Source organism: Streptomyces sp. NPDC054770 (genome assembly GCF_053611985.1).
This window is the reverse complement of record NZ_JBSHBL010000023.1, coordinates 19,611-41,398: the sequence shown is the minus strand read 5'-3', so window position 1 is coordinate 41,398 and position 21,788 is coordinate 19,611. Positions and strand designations below refer to the sequence as shown.

Here is a 21,788-nt window from a genome sequence, read left to right as displayed (position 1 = left end):
GTGCCCCTCATTCCTGTGCGCTCCTACTGCGGGTCCGGGCCGACCGCCACCGGACGGGACGGGTCGGCAGACCACTCCGACCATGAACCGACGTACAGCGCCGCCGGAATGCCCGCGACGGCCAGCGCCAGCACCTCGTGGGCGCCGGACACGCCCGAACCGCAGTACACGCCCACCTCGGCCGCCCCGGAGGCACCCAGGCCCTTGAAGCGGTCGCGGAGTTCGGCGGCGGGCAGGAAGCGGCCGTCCGGGCCGACGTTCTCGGTGGTCGGCGCCGACACGGCGCCGGGGATGTGGCCGCCGACCCGGTCGATCGGCTCCACGTCACCCCGGTACCGCTCCCCCGCACGGGCGTCGAACAGCACACCCGAACGGGCCAGCGCCGCCGCCCCGTCGGCGTCGAGCAACTGCCCGGCACTCGGGGCCGGTTCGAAGTCGCCCTCGGCCGGCTCGGGCACGTCGGTCGAAAGAGCGCCCTCCCAGGACGGCAACCCGCCGTCGAGGACCCGCACGTCCGGGTGACCCGTCCAGCGCAGCAGCCACCAGGCGCGTGCCGCCGCCCAGCCCTGTCCGCCGTCGTAGACGACGACCGGCCGGTCCGCCGACACCCCCGCGCGGCGCATCGCCGCGCCGAAGACGGCCGGGTCGGGCAGCGGATGCCGGCCGTTCTCGCCGGGCGGCGAGGCGAGTTCGCCGTCCAGGTGCACGTAGGCGGCGCCCGGCAGGTGCCCTGCCGCGTAGGCCGCCCGGCCGTCGAAGGACGGCGTGCCGGGCGGGGTCAGCTGCCAGCGGACGTCCAGCAGGACCGGCGGGGTCGGCCCGGCCAGGGCGTCGGCGAGTTCGGTTGCGGTGATGATGGCTTCCATGGCCCCATCCTTACGCCAGGGGTGGCCGCATCGTCCAGGTACGACTACTCTGCTCGGCCGGACAGCCTCGATCACCGGGTGTACGGGATCGAGCACATGCTGTACAGCTGATGGACACCCGACGGCAATCGGCCGGGAACGGGCGAGAAACGGCAGACCAGGCATCCTCGCGGCGAAGCCGCCCGACACCTGTGGACGCAGGACACCACGGAGGGTGCGAGCATCGGCACGGGGCGTGTCCGCGGCTGCGGTACAACCGGTCCGGAGAGCGGAAGCGACACGGCCACCGCAAGGGGCCGAGGAGAGAGTGACGATGACCGAGGTACGGGGAGCGGCCGGCCCGAACGGCGACACGCACGCTCGGCGCGCGCCCGGCACCCCCTGCTGGGTGAGTCTGATGGTGCACGGCTTGACCGCGACCGAGGAGTTCTACGGAGCCCTGTTCGGCTGGGAGTTCGAGCCAGGACCCCAGCAGCTCGGCCCCTATGTCCGGGCCCTGCTCGACGGGCGGGAGGTGGCGGGCATCGGCCAGTTGCCGCCGGACCTGCACCTGCCGATCGCCTGGACGCCGTACTTCGCCTCGGAGGACGTGGATCTGACGGCCGAGACGGCCCGGCTGTGCGGCGGCACGGTGGGCGTCGGCCCGCTGGACGCGGCCGAGGCCGGCCGGATGGCCATCGCCTCCGACCCCTCCGGCGCCGTGTTCGGCATCTGGCAGGCCTCGGCCCACCTCGGCACAACCCTGACCGGCGTCCCGGGCACCCCCGTCTGGGACGAGCTGCTCACCTTCGAGACGTCGAGCGTCGCGAAGTTCTACGAGACGGTGTTCGGTTACGAGGAGGAGCCGGTGGTGTCCACCGACCTCGACTACGTGACCCTGCACGTCGGGGGCCGCCCGGTGGCCGGCATCCACGGCGTCGGCCTCTCGCTGCCCCGGGACCGGGGGCCGCACTGGCTGACGTACTTCGAGGTGGCCGACGCGGAGGCGACCCTGCGGGAGGTCGCCGAGCTGGGCGGGCAGGTGCTGAAGCCGGCCCGGGACAGCGCACACGGGCGGGTCGCGACGGTGGCCGACCCGGAGGGCGCGGTCTTCTCGGTGATCCAGAGCCCGCACTGAGCCGGTGCCGATGCCAGTGCCTGTGCCGGTGCCGGTGCCGATGCCAGTGCCCGTGCCGGCGTGGGACGGTACGAGACGAGTCCGTCCGCCCCACGCCACGGTGACGCCGGTCAGTGCTTACGGCACTTGCTGACGTCGATCCGTACGATCTGCGGGTCGTGGTCGCTGGCCTGGTCGGCGAACTCGGCGTTGATGTGCACCACGTCGTAGTCGAAGCGGGTCACGGCCGGGCTGGTCAGGATGTGGTCCAGGGTCTGCGAGTTGCCGTCGTACACGTAGGTGTAGCGCTCGGCGGCCGGCAGGGTGGTGATCAGCGGGGTCAGGACGCCGCCGTCCGTCAGCTTCGTCACCGTCTGCGAGAACTCGTAGTCGTTCAGGTCGCCGAGCACCACGGCCTTGGCGTCCTTGTCCGCCGCGAGCAGGGACTTGACGAAGGTGTTGACCTCGGTGGCCTGGGCCGCGCGCTGGGTCTCCGAGCTGCGGGCCGGCGGCTGGTAGCGGCCGTGCAGGGGCTGGTCGCCGCCCTTGGAGACGAAGTGGTTGGCGACGACGAAGACGGTCTGGCCCTGGAAGACGAACTCGCCCACCAGCGGCTTGCGGCTGTCGTCCCAGGCGGCGCCGGCCGGGTCGATCCGGCCCGGCGAGTAGGTGAGCCGGGCCCCCTTGCGGGTCTTGACCACGCTGGTGCCCGTGGTGGCGTCGCCGCCCGGCCGGTCGGTGAAGGAGACCCGCTTGGGGTTGAAGAGGAAGACCTGGCGGATGTTGCCGCCGGGCTCGCCGCCGTCCTGGTCGTTCTCGGGCGCGATGTAGCGCCAGGAGTAACGCGGGCCGCCGGCCGCGCGGATGGCGTCGGTGAACCGCTTGAGGGTCGCCTCGGCGGTGACGGTCCCGTCGTCCGTCGCGCCGTTGTCGTCCTGGATCTCCTCCAGGGCCACGATGTCGGGCGAGTTGAGGTTGACCGCGACGCCCTCGGCGAGCCGGTCGAACTTCTCCTGGTCGTCCAACGCGTCCAGGTTCTCCACGTTGTACGTGGCGATGGCGAGCTCGTCGCCCTTCTGGCGGCGCGTCACCTCCCGCTTCAGGCCGTTGTCCACCAGGGTGCCGAGCTGGGTGGCTTGAACGTTGTAGCCGCCGTAGGTGGAGTAGTCGAGCGGCCCGGTGGTGGTGCCGGACAGCTCGTCCCCCACGTCGGCCGCCGGGAAGGCGGTGGTGGTGTCAAGGGACATCACCTCGATACGGCCGGTGTCGGGCTGGTCGTAGGAGGAGTAGAGGGTGCCGCCGCGCGGGGTCGGGTTCTCGTCGGGCTTGACGGTCACCCACAGCTCGCCGTACGCGTCGCTCGCGCCGACCACGCGGGCGTCGGCGAACGTCGTCCGCATGCCCTCCAGGGACTCGTAGAAGTCCTGGGCGTAGACGGTCGGCTGGAGGGCGAGGGACTCGATGCTGCCGCCGTCGGCGGTGGGGATGTACGCGTCCGGTACGGAGGCCGGATCCAGGGCGACGGGGGCGGGCAGCGCGTTGCCGCTGGAGAGGACGGTCGCGGTCGGGCCGTCGAGCTCGGTGACCGACTGGCTGGTGCTGCTCGGGTAGTACTCGCTGACCTTGCCGCTGACCAGCACCGAGTCGCCGACCGCCACGGTGGGGGCGGTCGAGCCGGTGTAGACGAATACGCCCTCGCTGGTCCGCGGGTCGGCGTCGGGCGTCGGATCCTGGATCCAGTAGCCCTTGGAGCCGGTCGTGCGGACTCCGGTGACGATGCCCGGCACCTTGGCGACGGTCTGCCCGGCGAGCGGGGACTTGCGGGTGGTGCCCTGGATGTCGTGGATACGGGCGCTGCCCGGCTGGGTCGGGTCGTCGCCGCCCCCGCCGTCCCCGTCGCCCGAACCCGGCGTCTGCCCCGCCGAGTTGACCGGCGAAGGGGTACCGGCGGTGAGGTCCGCCGCGTTGTCGTCCGTGTCGGCCAGGGTGCCGGCCCGTGCCACGGAGGCGGTGTTGGAGGCGCCGGTGACCGGACCGCTGCCCTCGCGGACCACCGCGGTGCCGTAGCCGACCAGGTCGACGATACGGCTGTCGGCCGCGCAGTCGGCGGCGGTCTTGCAGGTCAGCGCGGTGGTGCCGGAGACGAGGGCGACGGTGCCGGTGGTCGCGCTCATCGCGATGGTGCCGGTCGCGTCCGCGGCCGGCAGGGCCGTCGTCCCGCCGCTGCCCTGCGACTCGGCGACCAGGAACCGGCCGCCGGGCGCGACCGAGCCGTTGAGCGCGGTCACCTGCCACTGCGAGGACGCCGACGGCGACCCGGGCAGGTACTGCACGCTGTAGCCGGCCAGGTCGTAGGCCGCGGACCCGGCGTTGCCGAGTTCGACGAAGTCCCGGGTCAGGGTCGCGCCGGAGTTGCCGCCACCGCCGTACACCTCGGCGATCACCGCCGTGGCGGACGGCGTGGCATACGCGGCGGGAAGAGCGGTCATCGCGAACGCGCTCGCCACGCTCACGGAAATCAGCGGGTAGGCGGCGCGGCGCATACGGGATCGGCTCGCTGCGGGTCTGGACACGCTGGCGGTCTCCTCGGACGTCGGATGCTTCAACACGCCGCGGGCGGGCGGCGCTTGAACCGGGCGTGTGGGGGGAGGCGGGCTCAAGTTACGCGTGTAGACGCCGGATCGCCAAGATGCCGTGGGTTAAATCCAGGGAACGCAGAGGTGGTTGGCGCCCTACCTGACCGGCAGAACGTCGGGCGACAGGGCGGCCGGCTGAGGCCGGGGCAGCCGAGCCGTGGTCTCGGGACGAGATGCTGCCACTTTGTGTTATTCTCATACTTTTGCGTGCTCGTGACGGTTGGCGATCCTGCCCGTCCGGTTCCTCTTGCTCGCCGACTGCTCATTCCTACCGGGCCTTCCTCGGTACGTCCGGACACGGAAGGCTCTTCATGAATCACCCTGACCTCCCCGGCACCTCGCACAGCGATCCCGCCTCGACGGCGCCCCCGGTCGCTTCCTTCGCCGGCCTGGACCTGCCGGCCGAAGTGCTGCGAACGCTCGGCGAACTCGGTGTGCGCGAGCCCTTCCCGATCCAGGCGGCCACGCTGCCCGACGCCCTCGCGGGACGCGATGTCCTGGGGCGCGGGCGCACCGGATCGGGCAAGACACTCGCTTTCGGCCTGCCGCTGCTCGCACGGACGGCAGGACGGCGTGCGGAACCGAAGCAGCCCCTGGCTCTGATCCTGGTGCCCACCCGGGAGCTGGCCCAACAGGTCGCCGAGGCGCTCGCGCCGTACGCCGACGCGCTCCGGCTGCGGATGGCCACGGTCGTCGGCGGACTGTCGATCGGCCGGCAGGCCGCTGCGCTGCGCGACGGGGCCGAGGTCGTCGTAGCCACCCCCGGCCGGCTGCACGACCTCATCGAGCGCAAGGCCTGCCGCCTGGGGCGAGTACGGATCACCGTCCTCGACGAGGCCGACCAGATGTGCGACATGGGCTTCCTGCCGCAGGTCACGGAGGTGCTCGACCAGGTGCATGCCGAGGGCCAGCGGATGCTGTTCTCGGCCACTCTGGACCGCGACGTCGACCAGCTGGTCCGCCGCTACCTCCACGACCCCGTCGTCCACTCGGTCGACCCGTCCGTGGGCGGGGTCAGGACGATGGAGCACCATGTTCTGGTCGTCCACGGCCCCGACCGGTACGCCGTCATCACGGAGATCGCCGCCCGCGACGGCCGGGTACTGCTGTTCCTGGACACCAAGCACGCGGTCGACCAGCTCACCCGGCATCTGCGGGCCAGCGGAGTGCACGCCGCGGCCCTGCACAGCGGCAAGTCCCAGCCGCAGCGCACCCGGACCCTGGCGCAGTTCAAGAACGGCCAGATCACCGTCCTGGTGGCGACCGATGTCGCGGCCCGTGGCCTGCACGTCGACGACCTCGATCTCGTGGTCAACGTCGACCCGCCCACCGACCCCAAGGACTATGTGCACCGCGCGGGCCGTACCGCCCGGGCCGGTGAGTCCGGCATCGTCGTCACGTTGGTGCCGGCGGGCCAGCGCCGCGAGCTGGGCCGGCTGATGGCCGCGGCCGGTATCGAGCCGACCATCACCAAGGTCCGCTCGGGCGAGGCGGAGCTGAGCCGGATCACCGGGGCCAAGGCCCCCTCCGGCACCCCGCTCGACGGCGGGCCCGCCGCGCCCCGGCCCAAGAACACCAACGCTCCCTTCCGCGGCCTGGGCACCAGCAAGGACACCACGCGCGGCGCCGGCGGCAAGTCCCGAAAGACCGGTGAGGCCCGCAAGCTCGCCGAGGCCCGCAAGGCGGCCCTGGTGCGTCGCGGCCGCTGAAAAGCCGATGCCCCGCACCGTGCCCGGCATGACAAGCTGTGCTTCCCACTGCTCGAGCCCAGGAGGTCGCCATGACCGCAGACTCTGCATCCACAGAAGATTCGGAGCCGACCGACCCCGAGACGTCCGCTCTGGCGCCCGACAGTGACGGCAACTACGACCTGAAACGCAAGTTCCGGGAAGCCCTGGCGCGCAAGCGCGGTGCGCAGGCGGACGCCGCCGACCTCGCGGCGAACGCCGATGCGTCGAAGATCCGTGGGGCGCACGGCCCGGCCGCGAGCCAGCGGTCGTTCCGGCGCAAGAGCGGCGGCTGAGTCCGTCAGATCCGCGATCTGATCACGGGCCCCACTGCGGTTGGCGTGAGCCGATGGCGTCACCGCGGTGGACCCGGTCCGGTCCGTGCCGCTCGGTCTGTGCCGCTCGGTCTGCGGAGCTTCCAGGACGGCGGGCGGCAGGCGGGTTCGAGGCTCAGGAGGGGGCGAACGGCAGGACGTCCGGCGAGAGCACGCCGGCACGCGCCGCGGCGCTCGTCATGCGGCGGCGGTGATGACGTCGGCACAACACCTCGTAGCCGACTTCCGCAGTGGGGTGATTCACGTCACCGACGACGACCTGCTCACCCTCCACGACCATCTCGCCGCCCACCGTGCGAGCGTTGTGCGTGGCCCGCGCCCCGCACCAGCACATCGCCTCCACCTGCAGGGTCTCTATCCGGTCCGCCAGCTCGATCAGCCGCTGCGAGCCCGGGAAGAGCCTGGTCCGGAAGTCGGTCGTGATACCGAAGGCGAAGACATCGAGGCCCAGGTCGTCCACGACCCGCGCCAGCTGATCGATCTGCTCCGGCGCCAGGAACTGCGCCTCATCGACGATCAGATAGTCGACCTTGTCGCCCTGCGACATCCGACCCACGACATAGGCGTACAGATCCATCCCCGGCGCCGCCTCGACGGCATCCGTCACCAGACCGAGCCGCGAAGACAGTTTCCCCTCCCCCGCCCGGTCGTCGCGCGTGAAGATCACGCCCTGCAGCCCCCTTGCCGACCGGTTGTGGATTCGCTGCAGAGCGAGTGTCGACTTCCCGCAGTCCATCGTTCCGGAGAAGAACACCAGCTCGGGCATGGGGAGTTGCGCACCTTTCGGCGAGTTGCGGGATCAGGGGTGTCAGGAGCGTACTTCGAGCAGCGGAACGAGCTGCTCGGCGGGGGTCATCGAACCGTGGTTGCCGACCATCGCCGATTCCTTGGGTTCCCGCTCGGAGGCGATGAGCAGGACGTCGTCCCGTGCGGCCGCGACGACATCGCCGAGCCGCTCGTACACACGTTCGTCGATATGGGGGCCGAACCAGCCGGCCGCGATCGCCTCGTCCCGGGAGGCCACCCAGAACTGCTCACCGAGCACCTCGCGCCAGCAGGTCAGTACGTCGGTCGCGGCGCCGGGCACCGCGTAGACGTGCCGGGCCCGGCCCTCGCCGCCGAGCAGGGCCACGCCTGCCTTCAGCTCCCAGTCCTCGTCGAAGTCGATGCGGTGCTGTTCGTCGAAGGGGATGTCGACCATGCCGTGGTCGGCGGTGACGTACAGCGCGCTGCGTGCCGGGAGCTGTTCGGCGAGCCGCTGGACGAGCCGGTCGACGTGCATCAGCTGGCCGCGCCAGGTGTCGGAGTCCACGCCGTAGCGGTGCCCGGCACCGTCCAGCTCCGCGTAGTACGTGTACACCAGGGAGCGGTCGGCGGCGGCGAGTTGCTCCGCCGCGAAGTCCATCCGCTCCTCGCCGGTCAGCCGCCCGTGAAACGTTCCGCCGCTGAGCGCGACCTTGGTGAGCGGAGTGTGCTCGAAGTGCGGGGAGGACACCTGGGCGGAGTGCACCCCGGCGTCGGCGGCGAGCTGGAAGACGGTGGGGTACGGCTGCCAGGCGGCCGGGTCGGTCCAGGGCTGCCAGCGCAGCTGGTTCATCAGCTCGCGGGTCTGCGGGTTGCGGACCGTGTATCCGGGCAGGCCGTGGGCGCCGGGCGGCAGGCCGGTGCCCACGGAGGCGAGGGAGGTCGCGGTGGTGGCCGGGTAGCCGGCGGTGATCGGCCGTCCGGTGCCGCCGCGCGAGCTGCCGAGCAGCGCGGTGAGGTAGGGCGCCTCGTCCGGGTGGGCCTTGATCTGCTCCCAGCCGAGCCCGTCGATCAGGAAGACGCAGTTGCGATCGGCGGGCGTCAGCTCCGTGATCGACGCGGTCGTTCCGGGTACGGCCATGCCCGCGGCCAGGGTGGGCAGCAGGTCGGCGAGGGAACCGCTGCCGTACTCGGGCAGCGGCGCGGAGTCGAGGGCGAGGGGTTCCGGATGGTCCCAGGCGGCGTACGCCATCAGCGGGTGACGTCCGCGGTCGCCTCGGAGATGGCCTGCGCGAAGGCGAGCGCCTGGCGCACCGTCTCCGGGCCGTCCCCGGCCTCGCTGACCCGCAGGCTGAGGTCGTCGGCGGTGGAGTTGCCGGTGTAACCGTGGTCGGCCTCGCAGTTGGGGTCGCCGCAGGCGGCGGGCTCCAGGTCGATGCGGGAGACGGCACCCCAGCCGATGGTCAGCACGATCTCGCGGGGCAGGGTGCCCGGCGTGTACTGCTCCGGGTTGGCCACGACCCGGCTGACCACGACCGACGAGATCCGGCCGAGCTTGACCGACTCGGTCGAGGTGGTGGCGTACGGCGTCGGGGAGGTGCTGTCGGCGGCCTGCTCGTCGGTGTGGCTGACGATGAAGCGGTTGCCGGTGAGGACGAGCACGGTCACGTGCCGCCGCACCTCGTTCTGGTCGAACGTCGTCTCCTGGTGGACCAGGTACGACCGGATCGGCTCGCCGCCGATGGCGGCCTCCACCGCCTCGGCCACGAGGGCCGGGTAGTAGCCGCTGCGCTCGATCGCGACACGCAGCCCCTGGGTCGTCGTACTGGTCTTGGCCATGGCGTCCATCCTAATCCGTGGGCAAGGGGACCCGGGCCAGTCGCGCGCGGCGGCATCGAACGCCGCCGACGGATGCGGGCGTTCGTCTCGGTGGGCGGGCGGTCGGCGGGCGGTCAGTAGGCGGGCAGGGTGCGCGGGCCCAGGTCGTCGCGGGCCGGCGGTGGCGCGAGGCGCACGGTCGCCCCCAGGACGCTCACGCCGTGCCGGGCGACCACGACCGGCTCCAGGGTGACCGCGACCACCTCGGGGTGGTCGTCGACCAGCCTGGAGACCCTGAGCAGCAGCTCCTCGAGGGCGGGCGTGTCGACGGGGGCCGAGCCGCGCCAGCCGAACAGCAGGGGCGCGGTCCGGATCGACCGCACCAGCGAGGTGGCGTCCCGGTCGGTGACCGGAACCAGCCGGTGCGCCATGTCCCCGAGCAGCTGCGAGGCGGCCCCGGCGAGTCCGAAGGACACCACGGCCCCGGCGGCCGGGTCGATCACGGCCCGTACGACGGTGTCGACGCCCCGGGGCGCCATCCGCTGCACCACCGGCCGCAGCTCCTCGGGCGGCCCGAACAGCTCGCTCAACTCGTCGTACGCCCGGCGCAGTTGCTCCTCGTCCGCCAGGTCGAGGCGGACTCCGCCCAGGTCGGCGCGGTGGCGCAGGTGGGGGGCGGTGGCCTTGAGGGCGACGGGGTAGCCGAGGGCGCGGGCGGCCGCGACGGCGGCGTCGGGGGTGGCGGCGGGCAGCGCGCGGTGCACGTCGATGCCGTACCTGCCGAGCAGCCGGCAGGTCTCCTCGACCCCGATGGTGAGCCCCTCCCCGCGTTCGAGCAGCCCTCCGATCAGCTCGGCGGCGCCCCGCTCGTCGATGTCGTCGTACTCGGGCACCTTCCCGGGCTCCGCGGCCTCCCGCCGCCACTGCGCATACTTCACAGCCTCGGCAAGCGCCCGAACGGCCCGCTCGGCGGCGGGGTAGGCGGGGATGAGACGGGAGTAGGGGTGGGGGGCGGGGGGCTTCGGGAGCTTGGCCGCCGCCTGTGCCGCGGTCTGTACTGCGGTGGGCAGGCGTTCCGCAGGGCGGAACGGGTGGGCACCGCCCCCAGTGCCGGGTGCCGTCGCACCAACCGTAGGTGCGGTACGGCCCGCAGCCGAAAGCGCCTCCGCCAGCCCCCCGAGCTCCACGTGCACCACAAGAACCGGCTTCCCCGGAACCTCTTCGGCGGCAGACCGCAGCGCCTCCGCCAGCTCCGGATCCCCCACGGCCCCCTCCCCGATCGTCGGGATCGCCGTGACGACCACCGCGTCGCACGACTGGTCGGCCAGCGCGCGCGACAGCGCCCCGTGGAAGTCCCCGGCACTCGCCCGCGTCGTCAGGTCCAGCGGCCGGGCCGGCCGCAGCCCCTCGGCCAGGCACCGGTCGTACGTCAGCAGCCCCAGCGACTCGGAATTGCCGAGAATCGCCACCCGCGGCCCGGCCGGCAGCGGCTGCCGGGCGAGCAGCAGCCCCGCGTCGACCAGCTCGGTGATCGTGTCGACGCGGATCACCCCGGCCTGCCGCAGCAGCGCGGACACCGTGGCGCGCGGCAGCCGCGTCGCCCGTACCGCGTGGCCCGGCGGCGCCCCGGCGCCCTGCACCACGACCAGCGGTTTCGCCGCCCCGGTCCGGCGGGCGAGGCGGGTGAACTTGCGCGGGTTGCCGATGGACTCCAGGTACATGAGGACGACGTCGGTCTCCGGGTCGTCGTACCAGTACTGGAGGACGTCGTTGCCGGAGACGTCCGCGCGGTTGCCGGAGGACACGAAGGTCGAGACGCCCGTGGTGCCGGTGACGCCGCCGCCGCGCCGGTGCAGCCGGGACAGCAGGGCGATGCCGATGGCGCCGGACTGGGCGAAGAGGCCGATACGGCCGGGGCGGGGCATCTCGGGTGCGAGGGAGGCGTTCAGCCGGACGTCGTCCGCGGTGTTGATGATCCCGAAGGCGTTGGGGCCGATGATGCGCATGCCGTAGGTGCGTGCCTGCCGGACGAGCGCGCGCTGGCGCTCGCGGCCGTCGGGGCCGCTCTCCGCGTATCCGGCGGCGAGGACGACGAGTCCCTGGACGCCGTGTTCACCGCACTCGGTGACGACCTCGGGCACGTGCTCGGCGGGTACGGCGACCACCGCGAGGTCGACGGGGCCGTCGATGTCCCGCACCGAACGGTGCGCGGGCACCCCGTCGACCTCCTTGAGGTCCTCGGGGAAGGCCTGGTTCACCGCGTGCAGACGGCCGGTGAAGCCGGCGTCCCGGAGGTTGCCGAGAACGCTGCGGCCGACCCCGCCGGGCGCGCGGCCGACCCCGATCACGGCCACGGATCCGGGGGCGAGCAGCCGTCGTACCGAACGGGCCTCCGCGCGCTGCTCGCGGGCGCGCTGCACGGCGAGGGAGCGGTCCGTGGGCTCCAGGTCGAACTCCAGACGGACGACACCGTCCTCGAAGCTGCGCTGCTGGGTGTAGCCGGCGTCCGTGAACACCTTGATCATCTTGCTGTTGGCGGGCAGCACCTCGGCGGCGAAGCGGCGGATCCCGCGCTCGCGCGCGACGGCCGCGATGTGCTCGAGGAGGGCGGAGGCCACACCCCGGCCCTGGTGGGCGTCCTGGACGAGGAAGGCGACCTCGGCCTCGTCGGCGGGCGCGGAGGCGGGCGTCCCGTCGGCGCCAATGCGGTCATAGCGTACGGTTGCGATGAACTCGCCGCCGATGGTGGCCGCGAGTCCCACCCTGTCCACAAAGTCGTGGTGCGTGAAGCGGTGGACGTCCTTGGCGGAGAGCCTGGGGTAGGGCGCGAAGAAGCGGTAGTACTTCGACTCGTCCGAGACCTGCTCGTAGAAGCTGACCAGGCGATCGGCGTCATCAACGGTGATGGGCCGGATGCGCGCGGTACCCCCGTCGCGCAGCACCACGTCAGCCTCCCAGTGGGACGGGTACTCGTGCCTGTCCTGCGGGTCCGCCGGGGTCTGCATGGGCCCCAGAGTACGGCTCGCGTCCGACAACGGCGCGAGGCAGTCTGTGGAGGACGGGAGTCGGAGCGAGGCCGCGGTCCGACGACACACCCGGAGGGGCCTACGCCCCCTCCGGGCATGCTTCACGATATGGGAAACTGGTCTAGACAACCCTGAACACCGAAGGGCAGCATCACATGGCTGAGCGCCGCGTCAACGTCGGCTGGGCCGAGGGCCTCCACGCCCGCCCCGCTTCCATCTTCGTCCGAGCCGCCACGGCCGCAGGCGTCCCGGTGACGATCGCCAAGGCCGGGGGCAACCCCGTCAACGCGGCCTCCATGCTGGCTGTCCTGGGGCTGGGCGCCCAGGGTGGCGAGGAGATCGTCCTCGCCTCCGAGGCCGAGGGCGCCGACGCCGCCCTCGACCGCCTGGCCAAGCTGGTCGCCGAGGGTCTCGAGGAACTCCCCGAGACCGTCTGAGCGCCTGCACCCGCACGTCCGGGGCCGCGCCACTCCCACGGGGGTCGGCGCGGCCTCGCCGTTTCCCCGCCGTCCGCGTCGGGCCATCGTGCCACCGGTCACGTGCCGCAATTCCGTGACATTGCCAAGGCCCCGGTACCCGGCTTTACCGTGGGCGCACGAAAGGGGCGCGACCGTGAATTCCCGGCGCGCTTGAATTCGGGCAGCGAAAACAGGTCCCGCCGAATAACACCTCTTTGTATACGGCGCGCGTGTTAATGCCGCAGGCCCGACATGTTTACGGGATGTTGCGAAGTCCTCACACCGTTCGGCCGTTCGGTGGCGCCGGAAAAGCGCAGCCGGTGGGAGGCCGTCGAGCGCTCGGTGTGCAGGGCCGTGATCGCCCGGGCGCGTTCGCCGTCGCCGCGTGCCACCGCGTCCACGATGGCGCCGTGCTCGGTCCAGGACTCCACGGGGTTGGCGGGCGTCTCCACGGTGTACATCCAGGCGATCTTGTGCCGCAGCTGGGTGAGCGTGGAGGTCAGGGCGTGGCTTCCGGAGGCCTGGGCGAGGGTCTCGTGGAACCAGCCGCCCAGGGAGCGCAGGTCCTCGCTGTTGCCGCGCCTGGCCCGCTCCTGGCCCAGCCGGACCAGCCCGCGCAGCACCTTGAGATGGGCCTCGGTGCGGCGCTGGGCGGCCCGGGAGGCGCCGAGCGGCTCCAGGAGCATGCGCATCTCCAGCAGGTCGGCGGCCTCCTGCTCGGTCGGTTCGGCGACGCACGCACCCGCGTGCCGGCGCGTCACCACGAAGCCCTCGGCCTCCAGGGTGCGCAGGGCCTCGCGGACGGGGACCCGCGAGACGCCGTAGCGGCGGGCCAGGAGTTCCTCGGTGAGCCGGCTGCCGCGCTCGTAGACACCCGCGACGATGTCGTCCCGGATCGCCGTGCATACCGAGTGCGCCGGAATACGCATGACCGACCTCCGCCTTAATCCCCGTGAAACGCCGCCGAGTGGCGCTCGTTCCGTGACTCTATTGCAATGAGCCGGAATTTCCGACGGCGGACCGGAATCCAGGGATATATTTTGGACAGCAAGTGCACGAAAACGACGAAAGCCCCGGCACAGGGGCCGGGGCTCCGGAAGATCTCACGGGTTGCTTCCGCAGTGCGCTGCCGGGTTCGCCTCGGTGGTCGGGTGCGGGTGCGTGGGGGTTGCCCGCACCCCCTTTCAGGGGCGTCACGCGCAGCGCTCCTTCAGGGGCGCGGGGAACTGCGCGACCAGCCACGGCGCACCCGCGCCCGGCGCACGCACCGCAACCCCCACGTCGGTCTCGGCGCCGGACCCGCGTCCAGCTCCCTCAGACGTTCACGCCGTGCTTGCGGAGGTAGGCGACCGGGTCGACGTCGGAGCCGTAGTCCGGGGTGGTGCGGGCCTCGAAGTGGAGGTGCGGGCCGGTGGTGTTGCCGGTCGCGCCGGAGAGGCCGATCTGCTGGCCCGGGGTGACCTGCTGGCCCACCGAGACGCCGATGGACGAGAGGTGGCCGTACTGGGTGTACATGCCGTCGGCCATCTTGATGACGATCTCGTTGCCGTACGCCCCGCCCCAGCCGGTGGAGACGACCGTGCCGGTACCGACCGCGTGCACCACCGTGCCGCTGGCGGCGTGGAAGTCGATGCCGGTGTGGGCGCCGGAGGACCACAGGGAGCCGCCGGTCTTGTAGCCGGTGGAGACGTAGGAGTCGCTGATCGGCGCGACGAAGGTGTTCAGGCGCTTGCGCTCGGCCTCGCGGGCGGCGCGGGCCTTGGCCGCGCGCTCCTTCTTGGCCTGCTCGGCGGCCTTCTTGCGGGCGGCCTCCTCGGCCGCCTTGCGCGCGGCGGCGGCCTTCTGGGCGGCGGCCTGGGCGTCGATCTGCTCGGCGACGGAGTCGCTGATCGTGATGACCGGGGTGAGGCCGGTCTGCTCGACGGAGTTCTCGGCGGCGAGCGCCGGGGCGGCGGAGACGGTGCCGATGACACCGGTGGTGGTGAGAGCCGCGATACCGGCGGCCTGCGCGGTGGTGCGCTTCACCCGGCCGGGACGACGGTGCTTCCCGGAGGCGCACATGAACGCCATGTAGAGGCTGGTCCTTTCCTTCCCTCTCGCCTACCGGGTTAGCTGACGGGTTCGGAGCAGGAAGGTCTCCTACGGGCCCCCTCGCGACACGCGCGGGCGCCCGATTCACCCCAGGGACTGCGTGGGTCCCCGGCTCCCCTGGCTCGCGCCGTACGGGGACTCGGCGATGGCTGTCCGGTGCCGCGGATGCGGCGCGGTGCCTGACGGACAGCCCGGAAGAACCTACGAGGCCGCTCGCGCCCCGCCCAAACGGATCACGGTTTTTGTAGCGCATCCCACAGGGCAGACAGGCAACCTCCACCTCAATTCGGACACGCGAGAGCCCTGATGACCCGACGGTCATCAGGGCTCTTCACCCGCGTGTGTCCTACTCCGCGGCGACGACGGTGACTTCGCCGATGCCGAGGGCCTCGACGGGCTCCTTGATCTGCGCCGCGTCGCCGACCAGGACGGTCACCAGGCGGTCCACCGGGAAGGCGTTCACGACCGCCGCGGTGGCCTCCACGGTGCCGGTGGCGGCCAGTTGCCGGTACAGCGTGGCCTGGAAGTCGTCGGGCAGGTACTGCTCGACCTGGTCGGCCAGAGTGCCCGCGACGGCCGCCGCCGTCTCGTACTTGAGCGGCGCCACCCCGACGAGGTTCTGCACGGCCACGTCGCGCTCGGCGTCCGTGAGGCCCTGGGCGGCGAGCGTGCGCAGCACCGTCCACAGGTCCGTCAGGGCCGGGCCGGTGTTCGGCGTGTCCACCGAACCGCTGATGGCGAGCATCGAGACACCGCTGCCGTCGGGGGCTGACCGCAGCACCTGCCCGAAGGAGCGGACGCCGTAGGTGTAGCCCTTCTCCTCGCGCAGGACGCGGTCCAGGCGGGAGGTGAGGGTGCCGCCCAGGCAGTAGGTGCCGAGCACCTGGGCGGGCCAGACGCGGTCGTGCCGGTCGGAGCCGACGCGGCCGATGAGCAACTGGGTCTGGACAGCGCCGGGGCGGTCCACGATGACGACCCGCCCGGTGTCGTCGGCGGTCACGGACGGAACCGGACGGGGCTGCCCGGTGGCGGCGCGCCAGGCGCCCAGGGTCTCGCCGAGCAGCTCGTCCAGGTCGATGCCGGTCAGGTCGCCGACGACGACCGCGGTGGCCGTGGCGGGGCGCACGTGCCGGTCGAAGAAGGCGCGGACGGCGGCCGCATCGATCTTCTCGACCGTGTCCTCGGTGCCCTGGCGCGGGCGGGACATCCGCGCGGTGGCCGGGAACAGCTCCTTGTAGAGCTGCTTGGCGGCCCGGCGGCTGGGGTTGGCCAGCTCGTGCGGGATCTCGTCGAGGCGGTTGCGGACCAGCCGCTCGACCTCGCTCTCGGCGAAGGCGGGCGCCCTGAGGGCGTCGGAGAGCAGCCCGAGGCCCTTGGCGAGCCGGGAGGCCGGGACCTCCAGGCTGATGCGGACGCCGGGGTGGTCGGCGTGCGCGTCGAGGGTGGCGCCGGCCCGCTCCAGCTCCGCGGCGTACTCCTCGGCGGAGTGCTTGTCGGTGCCCTCGGAGAAGGCGCGCGCCATGATGGTGGCGACGCCGTCCAGGCCGGCCGGCTCGGCGTCCAGGGGCGCGTCCAGGAGCACTTCGACGGCGACGACCTGCTGGCCCGGGCGGTGGCAGCGCAGCACGGTCAGGCCGTTGTCCAGAGTGCCGCGCTCCGGGGCGGGGAAGGCCCACGGCTTGGCCTCGCCCGGCTGCGGCTGGGGGTGGAAGTCCATGGTGGCGAGCTCGGTCACTTGGCCGTCTCCTCGTTCTCGTTGCCGGCCTCTACGGTGGCTTCCTGCTCCGGGTCCTCGCCGCGGCCCGCCTCCTGGGTGTGCTCGGCGGACTCCGCGGACAGCGGCTCGTAGACGAGCACCGCGCGGTTGTCGGGGCGCAGCCGGGCCTTGGCGACCTCCCGGACCTCCTCGGCGGTGACCGTCAGGACGCGCTGGACGGCGGTCAGGGCGAGCTGCGGGTCGCCGAACAGGACGGCGAAGCGGCACAGTTCGTCCGCGCGGCCCGCGACGGTGCCGAGCCGGTCCAGCCACTCGCGCTCCAACTGGGCCTGGGCGCGCTCCATTTCCTCGGGCGTGGGGCCCTCCTCGGCGAACCGGGCGAGCTCCTCGTCGATGGCGGCCTCGATGACCGGCACCTCGACGTCACCGGAGGTCTTCACGTCGAGCCAGCCCAGGGAGGGCGCCCCGGCGAGCCGCAGCAGGCCGAAGCCGGCCGCGACGGCCGTCCGGTCGCGCCGTACCAGGCGGTTGTAGAGGCGGGAGGACTCGCCGCCGCCGAGCACGGTGAGCGCCAGGTCGGCCGCGTCGGACACGCGCGTGCCGTCCTCCGGGAGCCGGTAGGCGGCCATCAGCGCCCGCGCGGGGACCTCCTCCACCACGACCTCGCGCAGCTGCTCGCCGATGACGTCGGGCAGCGAGCCGTCGCGCGGGGTGGGCTTGCCGTCGTGCGCCTGGATGGAACCGAAGTACTTCTCGATCCAGGCGAGCGTCTGCTCCGGGTCGATGTCGCCGACGACCGACAGGACCGCGTTGTTGGGCGCGTAGTAGGTGCGGAAGAACGCGCGCGCGTCCTCCAGGGTGGCCGCGTCCAGGTCCGCCATCGAGCCGATCGGCGTGTGGTGGTAGGGGTGGCCCTCCGGGTAGGCGAGCGCGGTCAGCTTCTCGAAGGCCGTGCCGTAGGGGACGTTGTCGTAGCGCTGGCGGCGCTCGTTCTTCACGACGTCGCGCTGGTTCTCCATCGACTCGTCGTCCAGGGCGGCGAGCAGGGAGCCCATCCGGTCGGCCTCCAGCCAGAGGGCGAGCTCCAGCTGGTGGGCGGGCATGGTCTCGAAGTAGTTGGTGCGCTCGAAGCTGGTGGTGCCGTTGAGCGAGCCGCCGGCGCCCTGCACGAGCTCGAAGTGGCCGTTGCCCTTCACCTGCGCGGAGCCCTGGAACATCAGGTGCTCGAAAAGGTGAGCCAGGCCGGTACGGCCCTTGACTTCGTGCCGGGAACCGACGTCGTACCAGAGGCAGACCGCCGCGACCGGGGTCAGGTGGTCCTCGGAGAGCACCACGCGCAGACCGTTGGCCAAGCGGTGCTCGGTCGCTGCCAGGCCTCCGGAGCCTGTCTCGGCCGTGGTCGTGTGACCCATGGGCATGTACGTCCCTTCGCTCGCGGAAGCGGTCTCGAACCGCGGTTTCTCTGCCGGTCCTGCCACTGTATGCAAGCGTGCGGGGACCCGGCGAAGTTCCCGCACCACGTACGCCCACAGCGGATCGTCCGGGCGGATCGCGTAGCCTGCGTCCCACCCGCCCCGTGACGGCTTCCGGCACCAGGGCGGTTCGCGGCGACCGGGTCCTGGCCCGGGTTGTCAGTGCCGCGGTCCACAATGGTCAGCGTCAGATCCGTTCACGCATGAGCAAGGAGCCGGCAGCGATGGCCCGCCGCAGCACGAAGACCCCGCCGCCCGACGACTCGTTCGAGGAGAGAATCCTCGACATCGACGTCGTGGACGAGATGCGCGGCTCCTACCTCGAGTACGCGTACTCGGTCATCTACTCGCGCGCCCTTCCGGACGCCCGCGACGGTCTCAAGCCGGTGCACCGCCGCATCGTCTACCAGATGAACGAGATGGGGCTGCGCCCCGAACGCGGCTATGTGAAGTGCGCGCGCGTGGTCGGCGAGGTGATGGGCAAGCTGCACCCGCACGGCGACGCGTCGATCTACGACGCGCTGGTGCGGATGGCCCAGCCGTTCTCGATGCGGGTCCCGCTGGTCGACGGCCACGGCAACTTCGGTTCGCTGGGCAACGACGACCCGCCGGCCGCCATGCGGTACACCGAGTGCCGGATGGCCGAGGCGACCAGCCTGATGACCGAGTCGATCGACGAGGACACGGTCGACTTCGCGCCCAACTACGACGGCCAGGAGCGGGAACCGGTCGCGCTGCCCGCCGCGTTCCCGAACCTGCTGGTGAACGGCTCGTCGGGCATCGCGGTCGGCATGGCGACGAACATGCCGCCGCACAACCTCGGCGAGGTGATCTCGGCCGCCCGCCACCTGATCCGCTACCCGAACGCGGACCTGGACACGCTGATGAAGCACGTCCCGGGCCCCGATCTGCCCACCGGCGGCCGGATCGTCGGCCTGGAGGGCGTGCGGGACGCCTACGAGACGGGCCGCGGCACCTTCAAGATCCGGGCGACGGTCGAGGTGGAGACGGTGACGGCCCGCCGCAAGGGCCTGGTCATCACCGAACTCCCGTTCACGGTCGGCCCCGAGAAGGTCATCGCCAAGATCAAGGACCTGGTCAACGCCAAGAAGCTGCAGGGCATCGCCGACGTCAAGGACCTCACCGACCGCGAGCACGGGCTGCGGCTGGTCGTCGAGATCAAGAACGGCTTCGTGCCCGAGGCGGTCCTGGAGCAGCTCTACAAGCTGACGCCGATGGAGGAGTCCTTCGGCATCAACAACGTGGCCCTGGTGGACGGTCAGCCGCTCACCCTGGGCCTCAAGGAACTGCTCGAGGTCTACCTCGACCACCGCTTCGACGTGGTCCGCCGGCGCAGCGAGTTCCGCCGCACCAAGCGCCGCGACCGCCTCCACCTGGTCGAGGGCCTGCTCACCGCCCTGGTCGACATCGACGAGGTCATCCGGCTGATCCGCTCCAGCGACAACAGCGCGGAGGCCAAGCAGCGCCTGATGGAGCGCTTCTCGCTGTCGGAGATCCAGACCCAGTACATCCTGGACACCCCGCTGCGCCGTCTCACCAGGTTCGACCGCATCGAGCTGGAGGCGGAGCAGGAGAAGCTCACCGCGGAGATCGCCGAGCTGACCCGGATCCTGGACTCGGACGCGGAGCTGCGCAAGCTGGTCTCGGCCGAACTGGCCGCGGTCGCCAAGAAGTTCGGCACCGAGCGGCGTACGGTCCTGCTGGAGGCGTCCGGCGCGGCGGCGGCCGTGGTGCCGCTCCAGGTGGCCGACGACCCGTGCCGGGTGCTGCTGTCCTCGACGGGCCTGCTGGCGCGCACGACGAACGGCGAGCCGTTCCCGGCGGACACCGACGGCAAGCGCGCCAAGCACGACGTCATCGTGTCGGCGGTCCCCGCGACCGCGCGCGGTGAGGTCGGCGCGGTGACCTCGACGGGCCGCCTGCTGCGCATCAACGTCGTCGACCTCCCCCAGCTCCCCGACACGGCGACCGCCCCGAACCTCGCGGGCGGCGCCCCCCTCTCGGAGTTCCTCTCCCTGGAGGACGGCGAGACGCTGATCTGCCTGACCACGCTGGACGAGTCCTCGCCGGGGCTCGCCCTCGGCACCGAGCAGGGCGTGGTCAAGCGCGTGGTCCCCGACTACCCGTCCAACAAGGACGAGTTGGAGGTCATCACCCTCAAGGAGGGCGACCGGATCGTCGGCGCGGTGGAGCTGCGCACCGGCGAGGAGGACCTGGTCTTCGTCACGGACGACGCGCAGTTGCTGCGCTACCAGGCCTCCCAGGTGCGTCCGCAGGGCCGTCCGGCGGGCGGTATGGCGGGCATCAAGCTCACGGAGGGCGCGAAGGTCATCTCCTTCACGGCCGTCGACCCGGCGGCCGACGCGGTGGTCTTCACGGTGGCCGGCTCGCGCGGCACCCTCGACGACTCGGTGCAGACGACGGCCAAGCTGACCCCGTTCGACCAGTACCCGCGCAAGGGCCGGGCCACCGGTGGCGTGCGCTGCCAGCGCTTCCTGAAGGGCGAGGACTGCCTGTCCTTCGCCTGGGCAGGCCCGGTCCCGGCAAAGGCTGCCCAGAAGAACGGCACACCGGCCGAGCTCCCGGAGATGGACCCGCGCCGCGACGGCTCCGGCGTGTCGCTCGCGAAGACGGTGTCGGTGGTGGCGGGCCCGGTCTAGCCCTCGTAGTCCGCCTCGGGGCCCTCCTCGAGGCCCGGTACGTACCGCAGGACGCCCCACATGCCGTGCTCGTCGGCGTGTGGGGCGTCGTTCGTGCACGCCTCCAGCTCCTTGCGCAGCGCAGCCGCGTCGATGCCGGAGCCGATCAGCACGAGCTGGGTGAGCCGCTCCTCGCCCCGCCCCCAGGGTTCCGGGTAGAACCGCAGGAACCGCCCCACGGCATGCACGGCGTACCGGTTGACGGTGTCGTACGGCCCGAGGTCGACGTACCCCTTGATCCGGTAGAGCCCTTCGGGGCGGCTGTCGAGGAAGGCCATCAGCCGACGGGGGTCGAGGGGCAGCGTGGCGGCGAAGGACAGGCTGTCGTAGGAGGTGTGCAGGTGTCCTTCGTGCGCGCCGTCCGCATGGTGGTCGTGCAGGTCGTCGAAGGACAGCTGGCCGAGGCGTTCCTCGCCGGGCCGGCAGTCGAAGAGGAACTCGGGGTCGATGCGGCCGTAGGTCGCCGGGACGACCGCGGCCCCACGACCGCTGAGCGACCGCACCAGCCCGAGGACGCGCTCGCCGCCCTCCGCGGCCCGGTCGAGCTTGTTGACGACGACCAGGTCGGCGAGGGCGAGATGCCGGTCGATCTCGGGGTGCTTCGCGCGCGTGCCGTCGAACTCGGCGGCGTCGACGACCTCGACGAGGCCGCCGTAGACGATCCCGGGATGCTCGCTGGCGAGCAGCATCCGGACGAGTTCCTGGGGTTCGGCGAGACCGCTGGCCTCGATCACGATGACGTCGACACCGGTGCCGGGGTTGGCGAGCCGCTCCAGGTAGACGTCCAGTTCACTGGCGTCGACGGCACAGCACAGGCACCCGTTGCCGAGCGAGACGGTCGAGTCGCCGAGGGCCCCGGCCACGGCCATCGCGTCGATCTCGATGGCCCCGAAGTCGTTGACGATCGCCCCGATCCGGCTGCCTCCGCTGCGGTGCAGCAGGTGATTGAGGAGCGTGGTCTTCCCTGAGCCCAGGAATCCGGCGAGGACCACGACCGGGATCTGCTGGGGGGTGGGGCGGTGCTCCAACGGGGGCCTCTTTCGCACGGGTCGGGGTGGCGGGCCGATCCAGGATAGGAAACC

At 72.0% G+C, this 21,788-nt stretch carries 16 protein-coding genes and 1 riboswitch; of the genes, 5 read left to right on the top strand and 11 right to left on the bottom strand.

Annotated features, from left to right (window positions below; all coding sequences use genetic code 11):
- Positions 1 to 23: 23 nt before the first annotated feature.
- Positions 24 to 866: a sulfurtransferase gene (locus ACWGKQ_RS21345; RefSeq protein ID WP_453293508.1), complete on the bottom strand. Its 843-nt coding sequence runs from the start codon at positions 864 to 866 to the stop codon at positions 24 to 26.
- 313 nt (positions 867 to 1,179) lie between these two features.
- On the opposite strand from ACWGKQ_RS21345, the gene ACWGKQ_RS21340 reads away from it, so the two are divergent.
- The gene (locus tag ACWGKQ_RS21340) at positions 1,180 to 1,983 is read left to right on the top strand and encodes a VOC family protein (protein WP_453293507.1); all 804 of its coding nucleotides are present in this window, start codon (positions 1,180 to 1,182) and stop codon (positions 1,981 to 1,983) included.
- Positions 1,984 to 2,093: 110 nt separating this feature from the next.
- Here the strand turns inward: ACWGKQ_RS21340 and ACWGKQ_RS21335 are convergent, their stop codons facing one another.
- Entirely contained in the window at positions 2,094 to 4,505 is a 2,412-nt protein-coding gene (locus ACWGKQ_RS21335; protein ID WP_453293560.1) for an endonuclease/exonuclease/phosphatase family protein, read from the bottom strand.
- 404 nt (positions 4,506 to 4,909) lie between these two features.
- On the opposite strand from ACWGKQ_RS21335, the gene ACWGKQ_RS21330 reads away from it, so the two are divergent.
- Both ACWGKQ_RS21330 and ACWGKQ_RS21325 read left to right on the top strand, forming a co-directional pair.
- Positions 4,910 to 6,307, top strand: coding sequence for a DEAD/DEAH box helicase (locus ACWGKQ_RS21330; RefSeq protein WP_453293506.1), 1,398 nt, complete (start codon positions 4,910 to 4,912; stop codon positions 6,305 to 6,307).
- Positions 6,308 to 6,378: 71 nt separating this feature from the next.
- Positions 6,379 to 6,621 (top strand): DUF5302 domain-containing protein, encoded by a 243-nt coding sequence (locus ACWGKQ_RS21325; RefSeq protein WP_453293505.1) that lies wholly within the window; start codon positions 6,379 to 6,381, stop codon positions 6,619 to 6,621.
- 154 nt (positions 6,622 to 6,775) lie between these two features.
- Here ACWGKQ_RS21325 and ACWGKQ_RS21320 read toward each other — a convergent pair whose 3' ends face one another.
- The 4 genes from ACWGKQ_RS21320 to ACWGKQ_RS21305 form a co-directional block, all read right to left on the bottom strand.
- On the bottom strand, positions 6,776 to 7,426 hold the full coding sequence (locus ACWGKQ_RS21320; RefSeq protein ID WP_453293504.1) for a thymidine kinase: 651 nt from the start codon (positions 7,424 to 7,426) through the stop codon (positions 6,776 to 6,778).
- A gap of 42 nt (positions 7,427 to 7,468) precedes the next feature.
- A complete protein-coding gene (locus ACWGKQ_RS21315) occupies positions 7,469 to 8,656 on the bottom strand; it encodes an alkaline phosphatase family protein (protein ID WP_453293503.1) in 1,188 nt (395 codons plus the stop codon).
- A complete protein-coding gene (locus tag ACWGKQ_RS21310) occupies positions 8,656 to 9,252 on the bottom strand; it encodes a DUF5998 family protein (protein WP_093498645.1) in 597 nt (198 codons plus the stop codon). The genes ACWGKQ_RS21315 and ACWGKQ_RS21310 overlap by 1 nt, the downstream gene beginning before the upstream one ends.
- Positions 9,253 to 9,356: 104 nt before the next feature.
- On the bottom strand, positions 9,357 to 12,227 hold the full coding sequence (locus tag ACWGKQ_RS21305) for a bifunctional acetate--CoA ligase family protein/GNAT family N-acetyltransferase (protein WP_453293502.1): 2,871 nt from the start codon (positions 12,225 to 12,227) through the stop codon (positions 9,357 to 9,359).
- 176 nt (positions 12,228 to 12,403) lie between these two features.
- On the opposite strand from ACWGKQ_RS21305, the gene ACWGKQ_RS21300 reads away from it, so the two are divergent.
- Positions 12,404 to 12,685, top strand: a complete 282-nt coding sequence (locus ACWGKQ_RS21300; protein WP_073492738.1) for an HPr family phosphocarrier protein — start codon at positions 12,404 to 12,406, stop codon at positions 12,683 to 12,685.
- A gap of 254 nt (positions 12,686 to 12,939) precedes the next feature.
- On the opposite strand, the gene ACWGKQ_RS21295 is transcribed toward ACWGKQ_RS21300, so the two are convergent.
- From ACWGKQ_RS21295 to ACWGKQ_RS21280, 4 genes are all read right to left on the bottom strand, one after another.
- Positions 12,940 to 13,635 (bottom strand): GntR family transcriptional regulator, encoded by a 696-nt coding sequence (locus ACWGKQ_RS21295; protein WP_453293501.1) that lies wholly within the window; start codon positions 13,633 to 13,635, stop codon positions 12,940 to 12,942.
- 385 nt (positions 13,636 to 14,020) lie between these two features.
- Complete coding sequence (locus tag ACWGKQ_RS21290) at positions 14,021 to 14,776, bottom strand: M23 family metallopeptidase (protein WP_453293500.1); 756 nt, start codon at positions 14,774 to 14,776, stop codon at positions 14,021 to 14,023.
- Between the two features lie 12 nt (positions 14,777 to 14,788).
- A riboswitch (cyclic di-AMP (ydaO/yuaA leader) is annotated at positions 14,789 to 14,952 on the bottom strand.
- A 191-nt stretch (positions 14,953 to 15,143) separates the two neighbouring features.
- A complete protein-coding gene (locus ACWGKQ_RS21285) occupies positions 15,144 to 16,532 on the bottom strand; it encodes a M16 family metallopeptidase (protein WP_453293499.1) in 1,389 nt (462 codons plus the stop codon).
- Positions 16,529 to 17,932: a M16 family metallopeptidase gene (locus ACWGKQ_RS21280; RefSeq protein WP_453293498.1), complete on the bottom strand. Its 1,404-nt coding sequence runs from the start codon at positions 17,930 to 17,932 to the stop codon at positions 16,529 to 16,531. Before ACWGKQ_RS21280 ends, ACWGKQ_RS21285 begins: the two co-directional genes overlap by 4 nt.
- A 278-nt stretch (positions 17,933 to 18,210) precedes the next feature.
- Between ACWGKQ_RS21280 and ACWGKQ_RS21275 the strand changes: the two genes are divergently transcribed.
- Positions 18,211 to 20,667 (top strand): DNA gyrase/topoisomerase IV subunit A, encoded by a 2,457-nt coding sequence (locus tag ACWGKQ_RS21275; protein WP_453293559.1) that lies wholly within the window; start codon positions 18,211 to 18,213, stop codon positions 20,665 to 20,667.
- Here the strand turns inward: ACWGKQ_RS21275 and ACWGKQ_RS21270 are convergent.
- Complete coding sequence (locus ACWGKQ_RS21270; protein ID WP_453293497.1) at positions 20,664 to 21,734, bottom strand: CobW family GTP-binding protein; 1,071 nt, start codon at positions 21,732 to 21,734, stop codon at positions 20,664 to 20,666. The genes ACWGKQ_RS21275 and ACWGKQ_RS21270 overlap by 4 nt on opposite strands.
- Between the last annotated feature and the right edge of the window lie 54 nt (positions 21,735 to 21,788).

What these genes read in the sequence shown, in the direction of transcription:
- ACWGKQ_RS21340 (WP_453293507.1), top strand. Translation starts at nt 1,180, where the DNA reads ATGACCGAGGTACGGGGAGCGGCCGGCCCGAACGGCGACACGCACGCT.
- ACWGKQ_RS21275 (WP_453293559.1), top strand. Translation starts at nt 18,211, where the DNA reads ATGGCCCGCCGCAGCACGAAGACCCCGCCGCCCGACGACTCGTTCGAG.
- ACWGKQ_RS21310 (WP_093498645.1), bottom strand. Translation starts at nt 9,252, where the DNA reads ATGGACGCCATGGCCAAGACCAGTACGACGACCCAGGGGCTGCGTGTC.
- ACWGKQ_RS21335 (WP_453293560.1), bottom strand. Translation starts at nt 4,505, where the DNA reads ATGCGCCGCGCCGCCTACCCGCTGATTTCCGTGAGCGTGGCGAGCGCG.
- ACWGKQ_RS21345 (WP_453293508.1), bottom strand. Translation starts at nt 866, where the DNA reads ATGGAAGCCATCATCACCGCAACCGAACTCGCCGACGCCCTGGCCGGG.
- ACWGKQ_RS21280 (WP_453293498.1), bottom strand. Translation starts at nt 17,932, where the DNA reads ATGCCCATGGGTCACACGACCACGGCCGAGACAGGCTCCGGAGGCCTG.
- ACWGKQ_RS21330 (WP_453293506.1), top strand. Translation starts at nt 4,910, where the DNA reads ATGAATCACCCTGACCTCCCCGGCACCTCGCACAGCGATCCCGCCTCG.
- ACWGKQ_RS21325 (WP_453293505.1), top strand. Translation starts at nt 6,379, where the DNA reads ATGACCGCAGACTCTGCATCCACAGAAGATTCGGAGCCGACCGACCCC.
- ACWGKQ_RS21320 (WP_453293504.1), bottom strand. Translation starts at nt 7,426, where the DNA reads ATGCCCGAGCTGGTGTTCTTCTCCGGAACGATGGACTGCGGGAAGTCG.
- ACWGKQ_RS21315 (WP_453293503.1), bottom strand. Translation starts at nt 8,656, where the DNA reads ATGGCGTACGCCGCCTGGGACCATCCGGAACCCCTCGCCCTCGACTCC.
- ACWGKQ_RS21290 (WP_453293500.1), bottom strand. Translation starts at nt 14,776, where the DNA reads ATGGCGTTCATGTGCGCCTCCGGGAAGCACCGTCGTCCCGGCCGGGTG.
- ACWGKQ_RS21295 (WP_453293501.1), bottom strand. Translation starts at nt 13,635, where the DNA reads ATGCGTATTCCGGCGCACTCGGTATGCACGGCGATCCGGGACGACATC.
- ACWGKQ_RS21305 (WP_453293502.1), bottom strand. Translation starts at nt 12,227, where the DNA reads ATGCAGACCCCGGCGGACCCGCAGGACAGGCACGAGTACCCGTCCCAC.
- ACWGKQ_RS21300 (WP_073492738.1), top strand. Translation starts at nt 12,404, where the DNA reads ATGGCTGAGCGCCGCGTCAACGTCGGCTGGGCCGAGGGCCTCCACGCC.